The 19,397-nt window shown below is 72.8% G+C and carries 12 protein-coding genes; 9 read left to right on the plus strand and 3 right to left on the minus strand.

The window, feature by feature from the left end; genetic code table 11:
* Positions 1-21 precede the first annotated feature (21 nt).
* The 3 genes from glgX to ACFW6B_RS05205 all read left to right on the plus strand — a co-directional run bounded on the left by glgX (position 22) and on the right by ACFW6B_RS05205 (position 6,283).
* Positions 22-2,376, plus strand: coding sequence for a glycogen debranching protein GlgX (gene glgX, locus ACFW6B_RS05195; protein WP_386592148.1), 2,355 nt, complete (start codon positions 22-24; stop codon positions 2,374-2,376).
* A gap of 131 nt (positions 2,377-2,507) precedes the next feature.
* The gene (locus ACFW6B_RS05200) at positions 2,508-4,421 is read left to right on the plus strand and encodes an ABC transporter ATP-binding protein (protein WP_386592150.1); all 1,914 of its coding nucleotides are present in this window, start codon (positions 2,508-2,510) and stop codon (positions 4,419-4,421) included.
* Positions 4,418-6,283 carry an ABC transporter ATP-binding protein gene (locus ACFW6B_RS05205; protein ID WP_386592152.1) on the plus strand — a complete coding sequence of 622 codons (1,866 nt, stop codon included), beginning with the start codon at positions 4,418-4,420 and terminating at the stop codon, positions 6,281-6,283. Before ACFW6B_RS05200 ends, ACFW6B_RS05205 begins: the two co-directional genes overlap by 4 nt.
* Here the strand turns inward: ACFW6B_RS05205 and ACFW6B_RS05210 are convergent.
* A complete protein-coding gene (locus tag ACFW6B_RS05210; protein ID WP_386592154.1) occupies positions 6,280-6,696 on the minus strand; it encodes a hypothetical protein in 417 nt (138 codons plus the stop codon). The two genes, ACFW6B_RS05205 and ACFW6B_RS05210, sit on opposite strands and share 4 nt — an antisense overlap.
* A 91-nt stretch (positions 6,697-6,787) precedes the next feature.
* The gene (locus ACFW6B_RS05215) at positions 6,788-7,588 is read right to left on the minus strand and encodes a TNT domain-containing protein (protein WP_386592156.1); all 801 of its coding nucleotides are present in this window, start codon (positions 7,586-7,588) and stop codon (positions 6,788-6,790) included.
* Between the two features lie 573 nt (positions 7,589-8,161).
* Here ACFW6B_RS05215 and ACFW6B_RS05220 point away from each other — a divergent pair.
* The 4 genes from ACFW6B_RS05220 (at position 8,162) to ACFW6B_RS05235 (ending at position 13,688) form a co-directional block, all read left to right on the plus strand.
* Positions 8,162-10,201 carry a M4 family metallopeptidase gene (locus ACFW6B_RS05220; protein WP_386592158.1) on the plus strand — a complete coding sequence of 680 codons (2,040 nt, stop codon included), beginning with the start codon at positions 8,162-8,164 and terminating at the stop codon, positions 10,199-10,201.
* Between the two features lie 303 nt (positions 10,202-10,504).
* Positions 10,505-12,166, plus strand: a complete 1,662-nt coding sequence (locus ACFW6B_RS05225; RefSeq protein ID WP_386592160.1) for a M4 family metallopeptidase — start codon at positions 10,505-10,507, stop codon at positions 12,164-12,166.
* Between the two features lie 70 nt (positions 12,167-12,236).
* Positions 12,237-12,740: a DUF1990 family protein gene (locus ACFW6B_RS05230; protein ID WP_386592162.1), complete on the plus strand. Its 504-nt coding sequence runs from the start codon at positions 12,237-12,239 to the stop codon at positions 12,738-12,740.
* Positions 12,741-12,947: 207 nt separating this feature from the next.
* The gene (locus ACFW6B_RS05235; RefSeq protein ID WP_386592164.1) at positions 12,948-13,688 is read left to right on the plus strand and encodes a thioredoxin domain-containing protein; all 741 of its coding nucleotides are present in this window, start codon (positions 12,948-12,950) and stop codon (positions 13,686-13,688) included.
* Between the two features lie 28 nt (positions 13,689-13,716).
* Here ACFW6B_RS05235 and ACFW6B_RS05240 read toward each other — a convergent pair whose 3' ends face one another.
* Positions 13,717-16,335, minus strand: a complete 2,619-nt coding sequence (locus tag ACFW6B_RS05240) for a glycosyltransferase family 1 protein (RefSeq protein ID WP_386592193.1) — start codon at positions 16,333-16,335, stop codon at positions 13,717-13,719.
* A 367-nt stretch (positions 16,336-16,702) separates the two neighbouring features.
* Between ACFW6B_RS05240 and ACFW6B_RS05245 the strand changes: the two genes are divergently transcribed.
* Together ACFW6B_RS05245 and ACFW6B_RS05250 are read left to right on the plus strand one after the other, a co-directional pair.
* The gene (locus tag ACFW6B_RS05245) at positions 16,703-17,929 is read left to right on the plus strand and encodes a S8 family peptidase (protein WP_386592166.1); all 1,227 of its coding nucleotides are present in this window, start codon (positions 16,703-16,705) and stop codon (positions 17,927-17,929) included.
* 221 nt (positions 17,930-18,150) lie between these two features.
* Positions 18,151-19,397, plus strand: a 1,247-nt coding sequence (locus ACFW6B_RS05250; RefSeq protein WP_386592168.1) for a maltotransferase domain-containing protein, incomplete at its 3' end; no start/stop codon positions are given.

The following is a 19,397-nucleotide window of genomic DNA, read 5'->3' on the forward strand; positions in this document are numbered from 1 at the left end:
CGAGCCGTGGGAGGCTGACCGGTGTCGAGCGCACCCGAGCAGGAGGCGGTCCACGAGGGACACGCCGCGGGCGGCGGCGGGCTGCCCGCGCAGACCGTCACGGACCCGGCGGGACCGCCCGCCGCCCCGCCGTCCGCCGGCGCGACGGCGGTCACGGAGCCGGCCGTCGCGGACCCGGCGGCGGAGCCGGCCGCCCCCGCGCTGAACGGCTCACGGCATCCCGCGGCGCCTCCCGCCGGCGCCTGGCCGGGTGCCCCGACCCCGCTCGGAGCACGGTTCCGGGTCGGTCCCGAGGGCACGGCGGGCACCAACTTCGCCCTGTGGGCGGGCGGTGCGGAGGCCGTCGACCTGTGCCTGTTCGACGAGGAGGGCGCCGAGACCCGCGTCCCGCTCACCGAACTCACCCACGAGATCTGGCACGGCTTCGTCCCCGGAGTGCGCCCCGGCCGCCGCTACGGCTTTCGGGTGCACGGCCGCTGGGACCCGTGGACCGGCGCCCGCTGGAACCCGGCGAAGCTGCTCCTCGACCCGTACGCCCGGGCCGTGGACGGCGACTTCACCCTGCCGCCGCAGGTGTACGGGCACGTCCGTGACTGGCCCCAGCAGCAGGTCGCGGACACCGTGCGCGACGACCGCGACTCGGCGCCCTTCGTCCCCAAGGGCGTCGTCGTCCAGGACGACGACGACTGGTCGGACGACCACCGCCCCAAGACCCCGTGGGCGGACTCGGTCATCTACGAACTGCACGTGCGCGGATTCACCCGTCTGCACCCGGGCGTCCCCGAGGAACTGCGCGGCACGTACGCGGGACTGGCGCACCCGGCCGCGATCGAGCACCTGGTGAACCTCGGCGTGACGGCGGTGGAACTGCTGCCGGTGCACCAGTTCGCGCACGAGGACCACCTGCTGAGCCGGGGCCTGAGGAACTACTGGGGCTACAACTCGATCGGCTACTTCGCCCCGCACGCGGGCTACGCCGCCTCGGGCACGGGGGGCGGGCAGGTCGGCGAGTTCAAGCGGATGGTGCGCGCCCTGCACGCGGCGGGGATCGAGGTCATCCTCGACGTCGTCTACAACCACACCGCGGAGGCGGGCGAGCTGGGCCCGATGCTGTCGCTGCGCGGCATCGACAACCGCGGGTACTACAAGCTCCAGTCGGACGCCCGCCGCTACGCGGACTACACGGGCTGCGGCAACACCCTGCACGTCGTGCAGCCGCAGGTGCTGCGGCTGATCACGGACTCGCTGCGGTACTGGGTCACCGAGATGGGCGTCGACGGTTTCCGCTTCGACCTGGCGGCGGCCCTGGCCCGGTCCATGCACGACGTCGACATGCTGTCGCCGTTCCTCGCCGTGATCGCCCAGGACCCGGTGCTGCGCCGGGTCAAACTGATCGCCGAACCGTGGGACGTGGGCTCCGGCGGCTACCAGGTGGGCGCCTTCCCGCCCCTGTGGACGGAGTGGAACGACCGCTACCGCAACGCCGTGCGGGACTTCTGGCGCGGGGCGCTGCCCGACGTACGGGACCTCGGCTACCGCCTGTCGGGGTCGAGCGACCTGTACGCCTGGGGCGGCCGGCGCCCGTACGCCTCCGTCAACTTCGTGACCGCGCACGACGGCTTCACCCTGCGCGACCTCGTGTCGTACGAGCGCAAGCACAACGAGGCGAACGGCGAGGGCAACCGGGACGGCACCGACGACAACCGGGCCTGGAACGGCGGGACGGAGGGCGAGAGCGAGGACGAGGTCCTGCGGGCGCTGCGGCGGCGCCAGCTGCGGAACCTGCTGACGACGCTGCTGCTGTCGACGGGCGTGCCCATGCTGGTCGCCGGGGACGAGTTCGGGCGCACCCAGCGGGGCAACAACAACGCCTACTGCCAGGACAACGAGATCAGCTGGGTCGACTGGTCCCAGCTCGACGACCCCGGCTGGCGGGAGCTGTTCGAGCTGACGTCCCGTCTGATCAGGCTGCGCCAAACGCACCCCGTGCTGCGCCGCCGGGCGTTCTTCTCCGGGCGGGCCCACTCGGCGGACGGACTGCGGGACCTGGCCTGGTTCACCGCGCGGGGCACCGAGATGACGGAACGGGACTGGTACGCGCCCGCCGCGACCCTCGGCATGTACCTGTCCGGCCGGGACATCCCCGGCCGGGACGCGCGGGGCGCCCAGATCGTCGACGACAGCTTCCTCGCCGTGCTGCACGCCGGGGACCGGCCGGTCTCCTTCGACCTGCCGGGACCGCCCTGGGCCGCCGCGTACGAGGTGGTCGTGGACACCTCCCGCGAGGACCAGGCCGCGGCGCCCGCGCTCACGCACCGGGCCGGCACGGCGATCACGGTGCCGGCCCGGTCCGTGCTCCTGCTCAGGGTCCGCTGAGCTCACGGTCCCGGCGGCGCGCCCTCCCGTCGGCCGGGGCACGGCCCGCCCGCCGCGAAGCGCTCCGGACGCCCCGGACGCGCCGAAAACCCGGTGGGCACTGTCAGTGGTGAAACGTAGGCTCGCTCGTGATGACCACATCCGATGCAGCCGCCCCGGACCGTCCCGACCGTTCGACCGTGCGCAGCCTGCTGCGCCTGTGGCCCTACGTCCGCCCGGTGCGGGCGAGGCTGTTCTGCGCCGCGTTCGTCGCCATAGTCGCGTCCTGTCTCTCGCTCGTGTTCCCGCTGATCCTGAAGTGGATGGTGGACGGCCCGGTCGCCGGGCACGATCCGGCGGGGGTCTGGCTCGGGGCGCTGTACCTGCTGCTGCTCGGCATCGCCGAGGCCGGTCTGTTCGGGCTGCGCCGCTGGCTGGTGGCCCGCCCGCTGGCCGGGGTCGAGGCGGGCATGCGTGCCGATCTGTACCGCCATCTCCAGCGCCTGCCGGTCGCCTTCCACGACCGCTGGGCCTCGGGCCAGCTCCTGTCCCGGGCGACCACCGATCTGATGCTGGTCCGCATGTTCCTGGCGTTCCCGCTGACGTTCCTGCTGGTGAACGGCGTGACGATCCTCGTGGGCATCTGCATCATGCTGGCCCAGCAGTGGACCCTCGGGCTGGTGATCCTCGCCCCCGCCGTCCCCGTCGTGATCGTCTGCTGGCTCTTCGAGCGGCGTTACTCGGAGGTGGCGCGGCGGGCCCAGGACCAGGTCGGCGACCTGACGACGGTGGTCGAGGAGAGCGTGCTCGGCATCCGGATCATCAAGGGGTTCGGACGCCACCGCAGCCAGGCGCGCGCGTTCCGCGAGCTGTCCCGGACGTTGCGCGGCACGGAACTGGCCAAGGCCCGGCTGCTCGCCTCCATCTGGGCCGTCATCGTCACCCTGCCCGAGTTCGCCGTCGGCGCCGCCCTCGTGCTCGGCACGGTCCAGGTCGCCGACGGCCGTCTCTCCGCCGGCACGCTGGTCGCGTTCCTGTCGACCGCGCTCGCGCTGCGCTGGCCCGTCGACTCGATCGGTTTCCTCCTCGCGATGAGCCAGGAGGCCGGGACGGCCACGGAGCGGTACTTCGAGGTCATGCGGGCGACGCCGGAGTCCGACGGCCCGGTCGCCGCGTCCGTGGCGACCGGACCCGCTCCGGGACCGGCGGGGGCCGGGGACACCACGGCAGGCCCGGCAGCCGCGGCGCGTACCGCCGGTGGGGCGACCGAACGGAGGGCCGGGACACGGGAATCCGGGGCCGTGGCGGCGGGCGACGGCGAGGGCGGACTCAGGTTCCACGGGGTCGCGTTCCGCTATCCCGACGCCCCCGCGGACGCGCCCCCGGTGCTGGCCCACATCGACCTGCACGTCCGCCCCGGCGAGAGCATGGCGCTCGTCGGCGCCACCGGCACCGGCAAGACCACCCTCACCGCGCTCGTCCCCCGTCTGCACGAGGTGACGTCCGGCCGGATCACCCTGGACGGCCGGGACATCACCGGCATGCCCCGCGAGGAACTGCGCGAACTCGTCGCCGTCGCCTTCGAGGAACCCACCCTCTTCTCCGCCACCGTCGGCGAGAACGTCCTGATGGGCGCCCCGGAGACCGCGGGCCGCGCGGAACTCGACCGCGCCCTGTCCGTCGCCCAGGCCGACTTCGCGCACGCGCTGCCCCGGGGCACGGGGACGCAGGTCGGCGAACAGGGCCTCAGCCTCTCGGGCGGCCAGCGGCAGCGGCTCGCGCTGGCCCGCGCCGTCGTCGGCCGCCCGCGCTTCCTGGTGCTCGACGACCCGCTGTCGGCACTGGACGTGCACACCGAGGCGGCGGTCGAGGCCGCCCTGCGCCGGGTGCTGGCGGAGACGACCGCGCTGATCGTGGCGCACCGCCCGTCCACGGTCCTGCTGGCCGACCGGGTGGCCCTGATCTCCGGCGGCCGGATCACGGCGGTCGGCACCCACCACGAGCTGCTGCGCACCCACGCCGAATACGCCCACCTGATGTCGGGCGCAGAGGAGGACGGCCGATGACGGCGGCACCCACGGCCACCGCGCCGGACAAGGAACCGAAGGACGGGGCGCCCCCGTCGGCTGGACCGCACCAGGACCCCTTCGACCACGACACCCTGCCCGCTCCCCCGGGGGCGACCGCGACGCTGCTGCGCTCGCTGCTCGCCCCGCTCCGCGCCCGGGTCGCCCTGGCCACCGTTCTGCTGCTGCTCCAGCAGGCCGCCGTGCAGGCGGGCCCGCTGCTGGTGGCGTACGCCATCGACCGTGCCGTACCGGCCTTCCGGCAGGACGACAACGGGCCGCTGATCATGGTCGGCGCCGCCTACCTGCTGTGTTCGGCGGCCTCCGGCGGACTCCAGTACGGCTTCATCACCACCTCGGCGCGGGTCAACCAGGACGTGCTGCTCGATCTGCGCGGCCGGATCTTCCGGCACGCCCAGGCGCTCAGCGTCGACTTCCACGAGCGCTACACCTCGGGCCGGCTGATCTCCCGCTCCACGACGGACGTCGAGTCGCTGCGCGAACTGCTCAGCGAGGGCCTCCAGGAACTCGTCACCGTCGTCCTGTCCTTCGTCTGCATCTCGGCGATGCTGCTCTGGCTGGACGCCGGTCTGGGCGCGGTCGCGGTGGCCTCCTTCGTTCCGCTGTACCTGCTCGTCCGCCGCTACCGGCGCCGCGCGGGCGAGATCTTCGCCGTCCGCTCGACGACGATCGCCGCGGTGATCGTGAAGTTCGCGGAGACGATGAACGGCATCCGGCCGGTGCGCGCGTTCCGCCGCGAGGCCGCCAACGAGGCCGAGTTCAAGGTGCTCAACAAGCGGCACGAGCGGACGAACGGCGACGCCCTGCTGGAGATGGCCCAGTACGTCGTCGGCTCCCGGCTCGTCGCCAACACGGCGGTCGCGGGCATCGTCCTGTGGGGCGCCTACCGGGTGGCGTCGGGTTCGCTGGCGCTCGGCGTGCTCGCCGCGGCGGTCCTCTACCTGCGCCGGCTCTACGACCCCATCGACCGCCTCGGCATGTTCCTGAACTCCTACCAGTCCGCCGCGGCCTCGCTGGAGAAGATCGCCGGTCTGCTGGCCCAGACGCCGTCCGTGCCCGAGCCGTCCGTCCCCCGGCGGCTTCCGGCCCTGGCCTCCGAACACCCCGGCCGCGAGGTCGTGTTCGACGCGGTCCGCTTCGCGTACCGCACCGGCGGGGAGGTCCTTCCCTCCTTCTCGCTCACCCTGCCCGCCGGGCAGACGGTGGCCGTGGTCGGCTCGACCGGCGCCGGCAAGTCGACGCTGGCCAAGCTCCTGGCCCGGTTCTACGACCCCTCCGAGGGCCGGGTCCTGCTCGACGGCGTCGATCTGCGCGAGCTGGCGGTGCCCGAACTGCGGCGCGGGGTGGTGATGGTGACCCAGGAGGCGTTCCTGTTCTCGGGCACGGTCGCCGAGAACATCGCGATCGGCCGGCCCGAGGCGAGCCGGGAGGAGATCGAGCGGGCGGCGAAGGCGATCGGCGCGCACGACTTCATCAGCGCCCTGCCCGACGGCTACGACACGGACGTGCGCAAGCGCGGCGGCCGGATCTCCGCCGGCCAGCGTCAGCTGGTCGCCTTCGCGCGGGCGCTGCTCGCCGACCCGGCCGTCCTGATCCTCGACGAGGCGACCAGTTCCCTGGACATCCCTGGCGAGCGGGCCGTGCAGCGCGCCATGTCGACGGTCCTGCAGGGACGTACGGCCGTGGTCATCGCGCACCGCCTGTCGACGGTGGCGATCGCCGACCGGGTGCTGGTGATGGAGCACGGCCGGATCGTCGAGGACGGCGCGCCCGCCGAACTCATCGCGGGCACGGGCCACTTCGCGGACCTGCACCGGGCCTGGCGGGACAGTCTCGTCTAGGGCGTGTCCGAGGGCTCCTCGCGGGGCTCCCGAGGGGGCTCCTCCCCCGGTTTCCCGGCCGCCCCGCGGCGCAGTTCGGCGAGGGCCGCCTCGAGGTCGTCGTCGGCCTGCCGCTGCAGGGCCCCGGGGTCGGTTTCCGGGCCGGCCGGCTCCTCGGGGGCGGGGTCCGTGGCGGGCGGTTCCCCGCCGAGGAGCCGGTCGTGGATCCACCGGCAGGCCGCGTCCTCCTCCGTGAACCGCTCGAAGACCTGGCGGGCCCCCCGTTCGTGGACGCCCACGGTCCAGTCCCCGGCGCGGCCGTCGAGGAAGTAGCGGTCGGCCGCCCGGTGGGGGCTCGGGCAGTCCACGATCTCGTAGGACGTGGCGGGGACCCGGGCCTCCCGGAGGGCCCGGCACAGCGCGAACCGGTCCATGCGCTCCGCCTTCCGCCGGGGCGGAGCCGGCCCGGCCGTCGCCGGGACCGGCTTCCGCGCGCGATCGCGCGCCCGTGGACGGGCGGCGCGGTCAGCCGTCGGTCCGCACCAGCGTGCCGTTGCTCACGAGGTCCGCGACCGTGGTGCGGGGGATGTCCGGGCAGAACCTGCTCGACGTCACGTACTGGGTGCCGAGGCCGGGCTGTTCGAACCCGGGGGCGGTCTTGCCCGCGCAGACCGTCACGTCCTTGGCGAGCCGGTAGGAGTGGTAGTTGTACGGGTAGCGCGGGTCGGCGGTGTTGAGGCTCGACGGGGGGATGGCCCGCTTGCCGTACTTGGTGCCCTCGGGGGCCAGGAAGCGGCCCGCCTCGCTGCCGAAGCGGTCGAGCCGCAGACCGGCGTGGAGCACGAGCGGGGCGGCGAGCACCGTCCCGTTGTCGTGGGTGAAGCCGTCGTCCGGCGGGTAGCGCCAGTCGCCCTGGCCCGAGTCGGCGGCGGGGTCCCACCACTTGTCGAGGAACGCGACGGCGGTGAGGCCACCGAGGCGGTCGTACCGGTCGAGGATGCGCCCGAGCACGCCCCTGTCCGGCAGCCACCGGGGGCCGAGGCGCCAGTCACCGCAGAAGTAGAGGCGGCTCAGCCTCGGCGGGATGGGGTCCGGTACGAGCCCCCTGCACACGCGCGAGGCGTCGGACCCGTTCCCGTCGCCCGGCTTGACGTGCCCGGGGGCCGGCTTCGGCTCCGGGGTGGCGGACAGGGCGTGGACGGTGCCGGTCGCGCGGCTGCCGTCGGGACGGTCGGGCGCCGCGGACGAGACGGAGGAGCCGAGCATCAGGGAGCCGGTCAGGCCCCCCAGCGCCGCGAGGCTCGCACACCAATGTGACCTTCTCACCAAACCTCCTGCGGGTGTACCTGTCCGGATCGCACCGCCTCGCCCGGTCGGGACGCCCGGTACGGGCCGGAATGCCGGAGATCACTCAAACCGCAGGGGCGGGAGGCGGGCGAGCGGACGTGCCGGTGGGCCCCCGAAAGGGGCCGGTCTTCATTCCGTTGCTGACGGCGGTCCGGTCATCTGGCGGTACGCGCCGCCCTGCCGGGTCCTCGCTCCGGGGCGCCCCGGGGCATTGGCCGAAACACCGTCACGCCTTCACGCCGGCCCGCCCTCGCGCCGTCACGTCCGGCACGCCGAGGCGAACACCCGAAGGACAGTCCGTATACCGAACACGACCAACCGGACAACGAACCGTTTCCGGCCATTTTTGTGACGCGGTCCTGACAGAAAGGGTTATCTCCTGCCACTCTTCCCTCGGTCACTTCACAGCAACCTCACAGCAAATCCGGCTGTGCCGTGCCGAACGACCCCATGCACCTGGTTCCGCGTACGCCCAGTTCTGCCCGGACGGCTTCGTCCATCGTCCGGTCTCCCCTGGCCGCGCGATCCGCGGCCATGCAGAAGGAGTCAGTGTTGAGCAGCAGTTCTCCCCACAGACGCACCTCCCACATCACCAAGCGCCGCGTCGCCGGTGTCGCCCTCGTCGGCGTCACCGCCCTGCTGGCCGCGGCCGTCCAGTCGGGCGCCGCGAGCGCCGCCCCCGAACAGGCCCCCCGGGCGGACAGGGGCAACCCGGGCACCGTCTCCGTGAAGCTCACCGCCTCGCAGCGCACCGAGCTGATACGCGACGCCGACGCCGCCAAGGCCACGACCGCCAGGGAGCTCGGTCTCGGCGCCGGCGAGAGCCTCGTCGCGCGTGACGTCATGAAGGACGCCGACGGCACCGTCCACACCCGCTACGAGCGGACGTACGAAGGACTGCCGGTCCTCGGCGGCGACATGGTCGTCGACACCGCGAAGTCCGGGAAGACCGGGCACGTCTACAAGGCGACGAAGGCGGCCCTGAGGGTCGCCGACCTCACGCCCGCGATCACCGCCGGCAAGGCCGAGAAGCAGGCGCTGTCCGCCGCCAGGGCCGCCGGTTCGAAGAGCACCGCCGCCGACCGCGCGCCCCGCAAGGTGATCTGGGCGGCCACCGGCAAGCCGGCCCTCGCCTACGAGACCGTCGTCGGCGGCCTCCAGGACGACGGCACCCCCAACGAGCTGCACGTCATCACCGACGCGGCCACCGGCCAGAAGCTCTACGAGTACCAGGGCGTCAAGACCGGCACCGGCAACACCCAGTACAGCGGCCAGGTGACCCTGACGACCACGCAGTCGGGCTCCAACTACACGCTCAACGACGGCGCGCGCGGCAACCACAAGACGTACAACCTGAACCGGGGGACGTCGGGCACCGGCACGCTGTTCTCGCAGACGAGCGACACCTGGGGCAACGGCTCCGGGTCGAACGCCGCCACGGCCGGTGCCGACGCCCACTACGGCGCGGCCGAGACCTGGGACTTCTACAAGAACACCTTCGGCCGCAGCGGCATCAAGAACAACGGGGTGGGCGCGTACTCGCGCGTCCACTACGGCAACGCGTACGTCAACGCGTTCTGGGACGACAGCTGCTTCTGCATGACCTACGGCGACGGGTCGGGCAACACCCACGCACTGACCTCGCTGGACGTCGCGGCCCACGAGATGAGCCACGGCGTCACCTCCAACACCGCGAACCTCAACTACTCGGGCGAGTCCGGCGGCCTCAACGAGGGCACCTCGGACATCTTCGCCGCCGGCGTGGAGTTCTACGCGGCGAACTCCTCCGACCCGGGCGACTATCTCGTCGGCGAGAAGATCGACATCAACGGCGACGGCACCCCGCTGCGCTACATGGACAAGCCCAGCAAGGACGGCGCCTCCAAGGACTCCTGGTACTCCGGTGTCGGCGGCGTCGACGTGCACTACTCGTCCGGCATCGCGAACCACTTCTTCTACCTGCTGAGCGAGGGCAGCGGCGCCAAGGTCGTCAACGGCGTCAGCTACAACTCGCCCACCTCCGACGGCCTTCCGGTCACCGGCATCGGCCGCGACAAGGCGCTGCAGATCTGGTACCGCGCGCTCACCACCAAGTTCACCTCGACCACCAACTACGCGGCGGCCCGCACCGGCACGCTCGCGGCGGCGGGTGAGCTGTACGGCACGACGAGCGCCGAGTACACGGCGGTGCAGAACGCCTGGGCGGGCGTGAACGTCGGTTCACGGCCCGGCGGCGGTGGCGGCACGTCGTTCGAGAACACGGCCGACGTGTCGATTCCGGACAACGGAGCGGCGGTCACGTCCTCGGTCACGGTCAGCGGCCGCACCGGCAACGCCCCGTCGAACCTCGCGGTCGCCGTGGACATCGTGCACACCTGGCGCGGTGACCTGGTGATCGATCTGGTCGCCCCGGACGGCTCGACCTACCGCCTGAAGAACTTCAGCTCGTCCGACTCGGCGGACAACGTGAACACGACCTACACGGTCAACGCGTCCTCCGAGGTCGCCAACGGCACCTGGAAACTGAAGGTCCAGGACCAGGCGGCCCAGGACACCGGCTACATCAACAGCTGGAAGCTCACCTTCCCGTAGACCGCGGCGGAAGTCCGCACGCGAGCAGCGCGCCAGGGCGGAGTTCGCGTTTCGCCCGGGTGGAGGTTCGCGTTTTACCCGGGCGGAGGTTTGCGTTGACCGGCCCTTGACGGTGCCCGGTCCGGCGCCGTGGAACCCGATTGTTCACCTGATCGACGATTTTCGGCCAAGGTCCTTATGGGCTCCTGACATGTACGCGCCTGGGATGGCACGCTTCACCCGCACGGCTCACCCGCACCGCAACTTCCCAACCGTCCGCCCGGCCCCCACGCCGTTCGGACGTCCCCACATGAAGGAGCTTGCGTGACTCCCCTCTACGCGCGTCACAAGCGCACCACTCTGGCCATCGCCACCGCTGTCGCTGCCGGAGCCCTGCTCACCACCGGTCTGACCACCGGTGCCTCCGCCCAGACGGAGGCCGCCCCCGCCGGCAAGTCCGCCACCCTCGCCGGTGCGCCCCTCCTGCTCTCCGCGTCCGCGCGTACCGCGCTCATCCAGGAGGCCGACGCCGCCAAGACGGAGACGGCCGAGCACATAGGCCTCGGCGCCCAGGAGAAGCTGGTCGTCAGAGACGTCGTCAAGGATGTCGACGGTACGGTCCACACCCGCTACGAGCGCACGTACCAGGGACTTCCGGTCCTCGGCGGCGACCTCGTCGTGCACGAGAAGGCCGGCAAGGCCGAGACCGTGACGAAGGCGACGAAGGCCGCCATCAAGGTCTCCTCGCTCAAGCCGCTGGTCACCACCGCCAAGGCCGAGAAGCAGGCACTGACCGCCGCCAAGGACGCCGGCTCCGCCAAGACCTCCGCCGACCAGGCCCCCCGCAAGGTGATCTGGGCCGCCACCGGCAAGCCGACCCTCGCCTACGAGACCGTCGTCGGCGGCCTCCAGGACGACGGCACCCCCAACGAGCTGCACGTCATCACCGACGCGGCCACCGGCCAGAAGCTCTACGAGTACCAGGGCATCGAGACCGGCACCGGCAAGACCCTCTACTCGGGCACCGTCACCCTCAACACCACGCTGTCGGGCTCGACCTACCAGCTGACCGACGGCACCCGCGGCAGCCACAAGACGTACAACAAGGCGCACGCCACGTCCTCCTCCGCGGGCACGCTGTTCACCGACGCGGACGACGTGTGGGGCACCGGCGCGGCCTCCAGCTCCACCACCGACCAGACCGCGGCCGCCGACGCCGCCTACGGCGCCCAGACGACCTGGGACTTCTACAAGAACACCTTCGGCCGCAGCGGCATCAAGAACAACGGCGTCGCCGCGTACTCGCGCGTCCACTACGGCAACGCGTACGTCAACGCGTTCTGGGACGACAGCTGCTTCTGCATGACCTACGGCGACGGGGCGAGCAACACGCACCCGCTGACCTCGCTGGACGTGGCCGGCCACGAGATGAGCCACGGCGTCACCTCCAACACCGCCGGCCTGACCTACTCGGGCGAGTCCGGCGGCCTCAACGAGGCCACCTCGGACATCTTCGGCACCGGTGTCGAGTTCTACGCGGCGAACTCCTCCGACGTGGGCGACTACCTCATCGGCGAGAAGATCAACATCAACGGCAACGGCACCCCGCTGCGCTACATGGACAAGCCCAGCAAGGACGGCGGCTCCGTGGACTACTGGTCCTCCTCCGTCGGCAGCAAGGACGTGCACTACTCGTCCGGCGTCGCGAACCACTTCTTCTACCTCCTCTCGGAGGGCAGCGGTTCGAAGACGATCAACGGCGTCAGCTACAGCTCCCCGACCTACAACGGCTCGACGGTCACCGGCATCGGCCGGGCCAAGGCCCTGCAGATCTGGTACAAGGCGCTGACGACCTACATGACCTCGTCGACGAACTACAAGGGCGCCCGCACGGCCACCCTGTCGGCGGCGTCCGCGCTGTACGGCTCCAGCAGCACCGAGTACGCGACGGTGGCGGCGGCCTGGACCGCGGTCAACGTCAGCTAGTGCGAACGTAATCGAAACGAGGCGGCACCCGGCACGGTTCCGTGCCGGGTGCCGCCTTACCCTTGCCCCCATGCCCTACACGTACGAGGACGTGGGCGCGACCCGCGAGGACCGCTGCCCCCCGGGCTTCCACCGGCTGCACGTGCGCTCCCGCATCGGCGAGGGCGAGGCCGTCTTCCGGCGCGCGTCTGAGGCCCTGATGACCTGGGAACTGCACCGGGCCATGGGGATCCGCATGGTCTCCGACGCCGACAAGGCGGCCCCGGGTGTCGACGTCACGGTCGGCCTCGGCCTGATCAAGGCCCCCTGCCGCATAGTCTGGACCGCCGAGGAGCACCGGCGCACCGCCTGGGCCTACGGAACCCTCCCCGGCCACCCCGAGTGCGGCGAGGAGGCGTTCGTCGTCAACCGCACCGGTGACGGAACCGTCTGGCTCACGGTCACCGCCTTCAGCCGCGCGTCCAAGTGGTACGCCCGCGCGGGCGGCCCGGCGGTCCGGCGGCTGCAGCACGTGTACGCACGGCGCTGCGGGGCGGTGCTGCGCCGCCTGTGCGCACCGCACGACCAGGCCTGAATCCCCTCCGCCCGGCCGTCCCCGCCACCGCCGCCCCGGGCGGGCGAAAAGGAAAAAGGTCCCATCGCGGGTGGGACGTCCGGGCCCCGGGAACGGGCCCGACGGACCTGCCGATCACGGCCGGAGGGCCGTTCCGGGAGGTGGTGCGCCGCCGTAGCGTCGGGAGGGACCTCACGGCCCACCCTCCCCTCGCGACAAGGGACGCCCATGCCCGTCAAGAAGATCTCGCACCGTGCCCTGGTGACCGGTGCCGCGGCCACCGCGCTCGCGCTCACCGCAGGTGTCGGCATCGGGCTCGCCGCCGACAGCGACGGTGAGTCCGCGCCGAGCGCTTCGAAGGCGGCGCCGCTCGTCGTCCCGGCGAACACCTCCGGGAAGGACGGCACGGTGATCACGTACGGGAAGGCGAGCGCCCCCACCACCCTCAGCGTCTACGAGGATCCCCGCTGCCCCTACTGCGCGGTCTTCGAGCGCGACCTGGGCCCGACCCTCACGAACCTCGCCGACTCCGGCAAGGTGAAGGTCGAGTTCCACATGGCCACCTTCCTGGACAAGCGCCTCGAAGGGAAGGGCTCCCGGACCGCGCTCGGAGCGCTCGGAGCGGCCCTGAACGAGAGCCCCGCCCTGTTCAAGCAGTTCCACACCGCCCTGTACGAGGCCCAGCCGAAGGAGGAGACGACCGACACCTTCGGCAGCACCTCCAAGCTGCTGGAGATCGCCGGGAAGGTGCCCGGTCTGCGCACGCACGCCTTCAACAAGGCCGTCAAGGAAGGCACTTACCTCGCCTGGGCCGACAAGGTCGGCGAGACCTTCTACGACAGCGACGTCACCGGCACCCCGGCGGCGAAGGTCGGCGACCGGCACATCACGCTGCTCGACGAGGACGGCAAGGCCGTCAGCGCCCGGCAGTTCACCGAGGAGATCGAGGCCGCCGCCGCGAAGCGGTGACCCCGGCCTCCCCGGTGCCCGCGCGGGCCTACCGCATCAACACCCCGGCCGCCTCGGACGGTTCCTCCACCGGCACGACGACCAGGCCCATCTCCGCGCCGGATGCCAGCAGACGGTGCGAGGGCAGGATCCGGACCGTGTAGCCGAAGGGGCCGGTGCGGTCGAGGGACAGCGGGCCCTCGTACACCCAACGACCTTCCAGGTCGGGGCTGTTGGCCGGCTTCAGCGGGACGCGGGCCGCGTCCGCGATGCGGTCGTCCCCGTCCACCCGTCCCGCGACCGCCTGGACCTCCACGTCGTCGGGGGCGAGGTCGCCGAGACCGACACGGACGCGCAGCGACAGCGTGGTGCCCAGCTCGGCGGTCGTGGTGGCCGAGGACGCCTCGACGTGGTCGACCGTGACCCCCGGCCAGGCGGCACGGACCCGCGCCTTCCAGACGGCCAGCTCGCGCGCCGCCTGGGGGGTGAGGGCACGGTGGGCCTGGGCCGCCGGGGCGTACAGGCGCTCCACGTACTCGCGCACCATCCGGCCCGCCAGGACCTTCGGGCCGAGGTGCGTCAGCGTCCTGCGGACCATCTCGATCCACCGGTCGGGCAGGCCCTCCTGGCCGCGCTCGTAGAAGCGGGGGGCCACCCGCCGCTCCAGGAGGTCGTACAGGGCCGCGGCCTCCAGCTCGTCCCGGCGGTCGTCGTCGGTCGCCGTGCCGTCCGCGGTCGGGATCGCCCAGCCGAAGTCCGGCTGGAACCATTCGTCCCACCAGCCGTCCAGGACGGAGAGGTTGAGGCAGCCGTTGAGCGCGGCCTTCATCCCGCTCGTGCCGCACGCCTCCAGCGGGCGCAGCGGGTTGTTGAGCCAGATGTCGCAGCCCGGGTAGAGCTTCTGGGCCATCGCCATGCCGTAGTCGGGCAGGAAGACGATCCGGTGGCGCACGCGGTGGTCGTCCGCGAACCGGACCAGTTCCTGGATCAGCCGCTTGCCGCCGTCGTCCGCGGGGTGCGCCTTGCCGGCGACGACGATCTGGACCGGCCGCTCGGGGTGCAGCAGCAGGTCCGCGAGCCGGTCGCGGTCGCGCAGCATGAGGGTCAGCCGTTTGTAGGAGGGGACCCGGCGCGCGAAGCCGATGGTGAGGACGTCGGGGTCGAGCACGCCGTCGATCCAGCCGAGTTCGGCGGTGCCAGCGCCGCGCTGGCGCCAGGAGGCCCGCAGCCGGTCCCGCACCTCGGACACCAGTTGTTCCCGCAGCACCCTGCGCAGGTCCCAGATCTCCTGGTCGGCGATCTCGGCCACCGCGTCCCAGCGGTCGGAGCCACCGACGGTCAGCGCGTCCTCGGTGCGCCGCTCGCCGACCTGCCGGGCGCCGAGGCGGAAGACCTCGGGGGCCACCCAGGTCGGCGCGTGGACGCCGTTGGTGACCGAGGTGATCGGCACCTCGTCGGGGTCGAAGCCCGGCCAGAGCCCGGAGAACATCTCCCGGCTGACCTGGCCGTGCAGCAGCGAGACCCCGTTCGCCCGCTGGCCCAGCCGCAGGCCCATCACCGCCATGTTGAACAGGCCGGGCTCGCCTCCGGGATAGGTCTCCATGCCGAGGGCGAGGACGCGGTCCACGTCGATGCGCGGGAGTTCGGCGTCGGCGCCGAAGTGGCGGGCGACCACCTCCCGGTCGAAGCGGTCGATGCCGGCGGGCACCGGGGTGTGGGTGGTGAAGACCGTACCGGCCCTGACCGCCTCCAGCGCGGACGCGAAGTCCAGCCCCTGGTCGGTCAGTTCGGCGATCCGCTCCAGGCCGAGGAACCCCGCGTGCCCCTCGTTGGTGTGGAACACCTCGGGCTGCGGGTGCCCGGTCAGCCGGCAGTACGTCCGGACCGCCCGTACACCTCCTATGCCGAGCAGCATCTCCTGGAGCAGCCGGTGTTCGCTGCCGCCGCCGTAGAGCCGGTCGGTGACCCCGCGTTCGCCGGGGCCGTTCTCCTCGACGTCGGAGTCGAGCATGAGCAGCGGGACCCGGCCGACCTGGGCCAGCCAGACGCGGGCGCGCAGCGCGCGGCCGCCGGGCAGCGCCAGGGACACCTGGGCGGGGGTGCCGTCGTCCTCGCTCAGGGGGACCACGGCCAGTTCGTTGGGGTCGAGGACGGGATAGTGCTCCTGCTGCCAGCCCTCGCGGGACAGGGACTGGCGGAAGTAGCCGTGCCGGTAGAGCAGGCCCACGCCGATCAGCGGGGCGCCCAGGTCGCTGGCGGCCTTGAGATGGTCGCCCGCGAGGATGCCGAGGCCCCCGGAGTACTGGGGCAGGGCGGCGGTGATGCCGAACTCGGGCGAGAAGTAGGCGATGGCGGCGGGCAGGTCCGAGGTCTGCGTCTGGTACCAGCGGTCGCCGCTCATGTACTCGCGCAGGTCGTCGCGGGCCTCGGCGAGACGGCTCAGGAAGCCGCTGTCCCGCGTGAGCTCCGTGAGCCGTCCGGCCGGAACGCTGCCGAGCAGCCGTACGGGGTCGCCGCCGCACGCCGCCCAGCGCCCGGGGTCGACGGACCGGAAGAGGTCGCGGGTCTCGGCGTGCCAGGACCAGCGGAGGTTGCGTGCCAGGTCACTGAGGGGGTGAAGGGCTTCGGGGAGAACGGGTCGGACGGTGAGTCTGCGGATCGCCTTCACGAATTCCACCTTCACACAGGACGTACGCGGCTAAGGGACGCACGGCGTTGTGCGGCCTTCGTCTCCCACGACGTTAGCGGCGAGGGTGCCTTCGCGACACGGCGCATCGCGGCACGCCGCCCGATCTGGGCCGACCGTGTGACATCGGCGTGAAATCGACGCAACCTTCGCGGACATCCCCCGGACGGCATGGCCGATTCCACCCGCATAGGCGGTCTTGTGGCGCTTCGCACCGCACGAGAGGCTCACCGGGTGACGTACGGCCGGCCCCTGTCCTGGTGCCGTGGCAGGCAACGTTCGCCCCGTCGCGGCCCCCGGCGGCCGGACCCGGCCCCGGTACGTCGAGTCGAGGAGGGGAACTCAGGTCATGGCACGGACGAGGAAGTGGCGTCTGCGCTGGGCGGCGGGCCTCACGGCGGTCACGACGGCCGCGGTGCTTTCGGCCAACGCCCCGCCCGTCCGGGGGGCCGGGGCGGGGCGGACGACCGGCGCGGGGGAGCCGGGCTCCGTCAGCGGCAGCTACATCGTGACGCTCAAGGGGAGTACGCGGGCCTCGTCGTCGGCCGGCTCGGCCGTGGCCGCGCGGTACGGAGCGAGGATCAGCCACGTCTACGGCGCGGCTCTCAACGGCTTCGCCGTGCGGGCGGACGCGGGGCGGGCCCGGCGGCTCGCCGCGGATCCCCGCGTGGCCTCCGTCGCCAGGGACAGGCGGGTCGCGTTCGACCGGGTCCCGGACACCGCCGCGGCGCCCGGCCGGGGCCGGGGGAACCCGCCGCCGTGGGGCCTGGACCGGATCGACCAGCCGGGCCGGCCGCTCGACGGGCGGTACACGGCACCCCGGTCGGCGGGTTCGGGGGTGACCGTCTACGTGATCGACACCGGCGTCCGCGTCACGCACCGGGACTTCGGGGGCCGGGCGAGCTACGGCTGGGACTTCGTCGACGGCGACGCGACGGCGCAGGACGGCAACGGCCACGGCACCCACGTCGCCGGAACGGCCGCCGGAACCGCGTACGGCGTGGCCAAGAGGGCCAGGATCGTCGCCGTCCGCGTCCTCGACGACGAAGGGGCCGGTTCCACCGCCCAGGTCATCGCGGGCATCGACTGGGTCACCCGGCACGCGAGGAAGCCGGCCGTGGCCAACCTCAGCCTGGGCGGGTACGCCGACGCGCAGCTCGACGCGGCCGTCCGCAACTCCATCGCCTCCGGCGTGACCTACACGGTCGCGGCGGGCAACTCCGGGCTGCCCGCCTCCCTCCGCTCCCCGGCCCGGGTCGCCGAGGCGCTCACGGTCGGCGCGAGCGGCCGGACCGACGCGCGGGCGGGCTTCTCGAACACCGGGCCCGCGCTCGACCTCTTCGCGCCGGGGGTGGACATCACGTCGACTTCGTACACCGGTGACAGGGCGAGATCCACGTACTCCGGTACGTCGATGGCGAGCCCGCACGCCGCCGGCGCGGCCGCGCTGTATCTGGCGGACCGTCCGGGAGCCTCACCGGCCCAGGTGGTGAAGGCGCTGGTGAGACGGGCGGTGCCGGGAAAGGTGTCGGGAGCGGGACCGGGTTCGCCGGACAGGCTCCTGCACATCGGCTGACCCCGGGGTGACATCGGTACGGCCAGGGTGATTCGGCCACACCGCACCGGCCTCGCCTGCCCGGGACGAGGCCGGTCTTGTGTGTAGACATACGCGTGAGTAGTTAACAAAGTGCCGGAATGCCCACCCGCATAGGGTGGGAAGGCTCCTCCGGTACGCCCGCAGGCCCCACCTCCCCACACCCCATCCGCCCACCCACGTTGACGCGGACAGGAGCGGTCATGCCCGCCACGCACCACACGTCGCCACCCCCGACGACCACCCCCGAGACCCCCAGGACACGCGCGGCCGAAGCCGGGCGCCGTACACCCGCCACATCCGCCGCACCAGCCGCGTCCGCCGCGTCCGGGAAACCGTCCGCCACCCCCGGCGCGTCCGGTTCCGAAGCGCGCCCGGCGAGCACCGGCACCACCCCCGGCACCACCGGGCAGGACACCGGGGCCCCGGCCTCCGAGGCTCCCGCCACCGAGCCGAAGACCTCGTCCGCCGCCGCCTCCGCCGCCGGAACGCCCGCTCGTCGCGGTGCCGCCACCGGCACCGGGGCGAGGAAGACGGCCAGGTCCGCTCCGAGGACGGCCGGACCGCCCGCGCCGAAGGCGGCCAGGTCGTCCGTTCCCAAGGCCACCGGGCCGTCCGCCGCCAAGACGTCCGCCACCGGGACGGGGAAGAGCGCGCCGAAGGGCGGCAAGGCCGCTCCGAAGGCGGGCAGGGCCTCCGTCCCCGCCACCCGCGCCCCCGACGCGCCCCTCGCCGCCGCCGCTCCCGCGACGGCCGTCGGACGCATCCCCGTCCTCGACGTGCGCCCGGTCGTGCAGCAGGGGCGCCGGCCGGCCAAGGCGGTGGTGGGCGAGGAGTTCGAGGTGTCGGCCACCGTCTTCCGCGAGGGCCACGACGCCGTCGCGGCGAACGTCGTCCTGCGCGGCCCGGACGGCCGCCCCGGCCCGTGGACGCCGATGCGCGAGCTGGCCCCCGGCACCGACCGCTGGGGCGCCCGGGTGAGCGCCGGCGCGGAGGGCCGCTGGACGTACACGGTAGAGGCGTGGAGCGACCCGGTCACCACCTGGCGGCACCACGCGGGCATCAAGATCCCCGCCGGTCTCGACACCGAACTGGTGCTGGAGGAGGGCGCCCTGCTGTACGAGCGGGCGGCCGCCGGCCTGCCGAAGGGGACCCGTGGCAAGAAGGGCAGGGACACGCTCCTCGGGGCCGTGGACGCGCTGCGCGACACCGGTCGTCCCGTGGCCTCCCGCCTGGCCGCCGCGCTCACCCCGCAGGTGGACGCCGTCCTCGCGGGGCATCCGCTGCGCGAACTCGTGACGTCGTCCGAGCCGTTGCCGTTGCTGGTGGAGCGGGAGCGGGCGCTGTACGGGGCCTGGTACGAGTTCTTCCCGCGTTCGGAGAGCGGGCAGACGGATCCCGCGGTGCACGGCACGTTCCGTACGGCGGCCGAACGGCTTCCGGCGATCGC

Source organism: Streptomyces sp. NPDC058751 (assembly GCF_042746485.1).
Lineage (GTDB): Bacteria > Actinomycetota > Actinomycetes > Streptomycetales > Streptomycetaceae > Streptomyces.

What these genes read in the sequence shown, in the direction of transcription:
- ACFW6B_RS05230 (WP_386592162.1), top strand. Translation starts at nt 12,237, where the DNA reads ATGCCCTACACGTACGAGGACGTGGGCGCGACCCGCGAGGACCGCTGC.
- ACFW6B_RS05205 (WP_386592152.1), top strand. Translation starts at nt 4,418, where the DNA reads ATGACGGCGGCACCCACGGCCACCGCGCCGGACAAGGAACCGAAGGAC.
- ACFW6B_RS05210 (WP_386592154.1), bottom strand. Translation starts at nt 6,696, where the DNA reads ATGGACCGGTTCGCGCTGTGCCGGGCCCTCCGGGAGGCCCGGGTCCCC.
- ACFW6B_RS05235 (WP_386592164.1), top strand. Translation starts at nt 12,948, where the DNA reads ATGCCCGTCAAGAAGATCTCGCACCGTGCCCTGGTGACCGGTGCCGCG.
- ACFW6B_RS05200 (WP_386592150.1), top strand. Translation starts at nt 2,508, where the DNA reads ATGACCACATCCGATGCAGCCGCCCCGGACCGTCCCGACCGTTCGACC.
- ACFW6B_RS05245 (WP_386592166.1), top strand. Translation starts at nt 16,703, where the DNA reads ATGGCACGGACGAGGAAGTGGCGTCTGCGCTGGGCGGCGGGCCTCACG.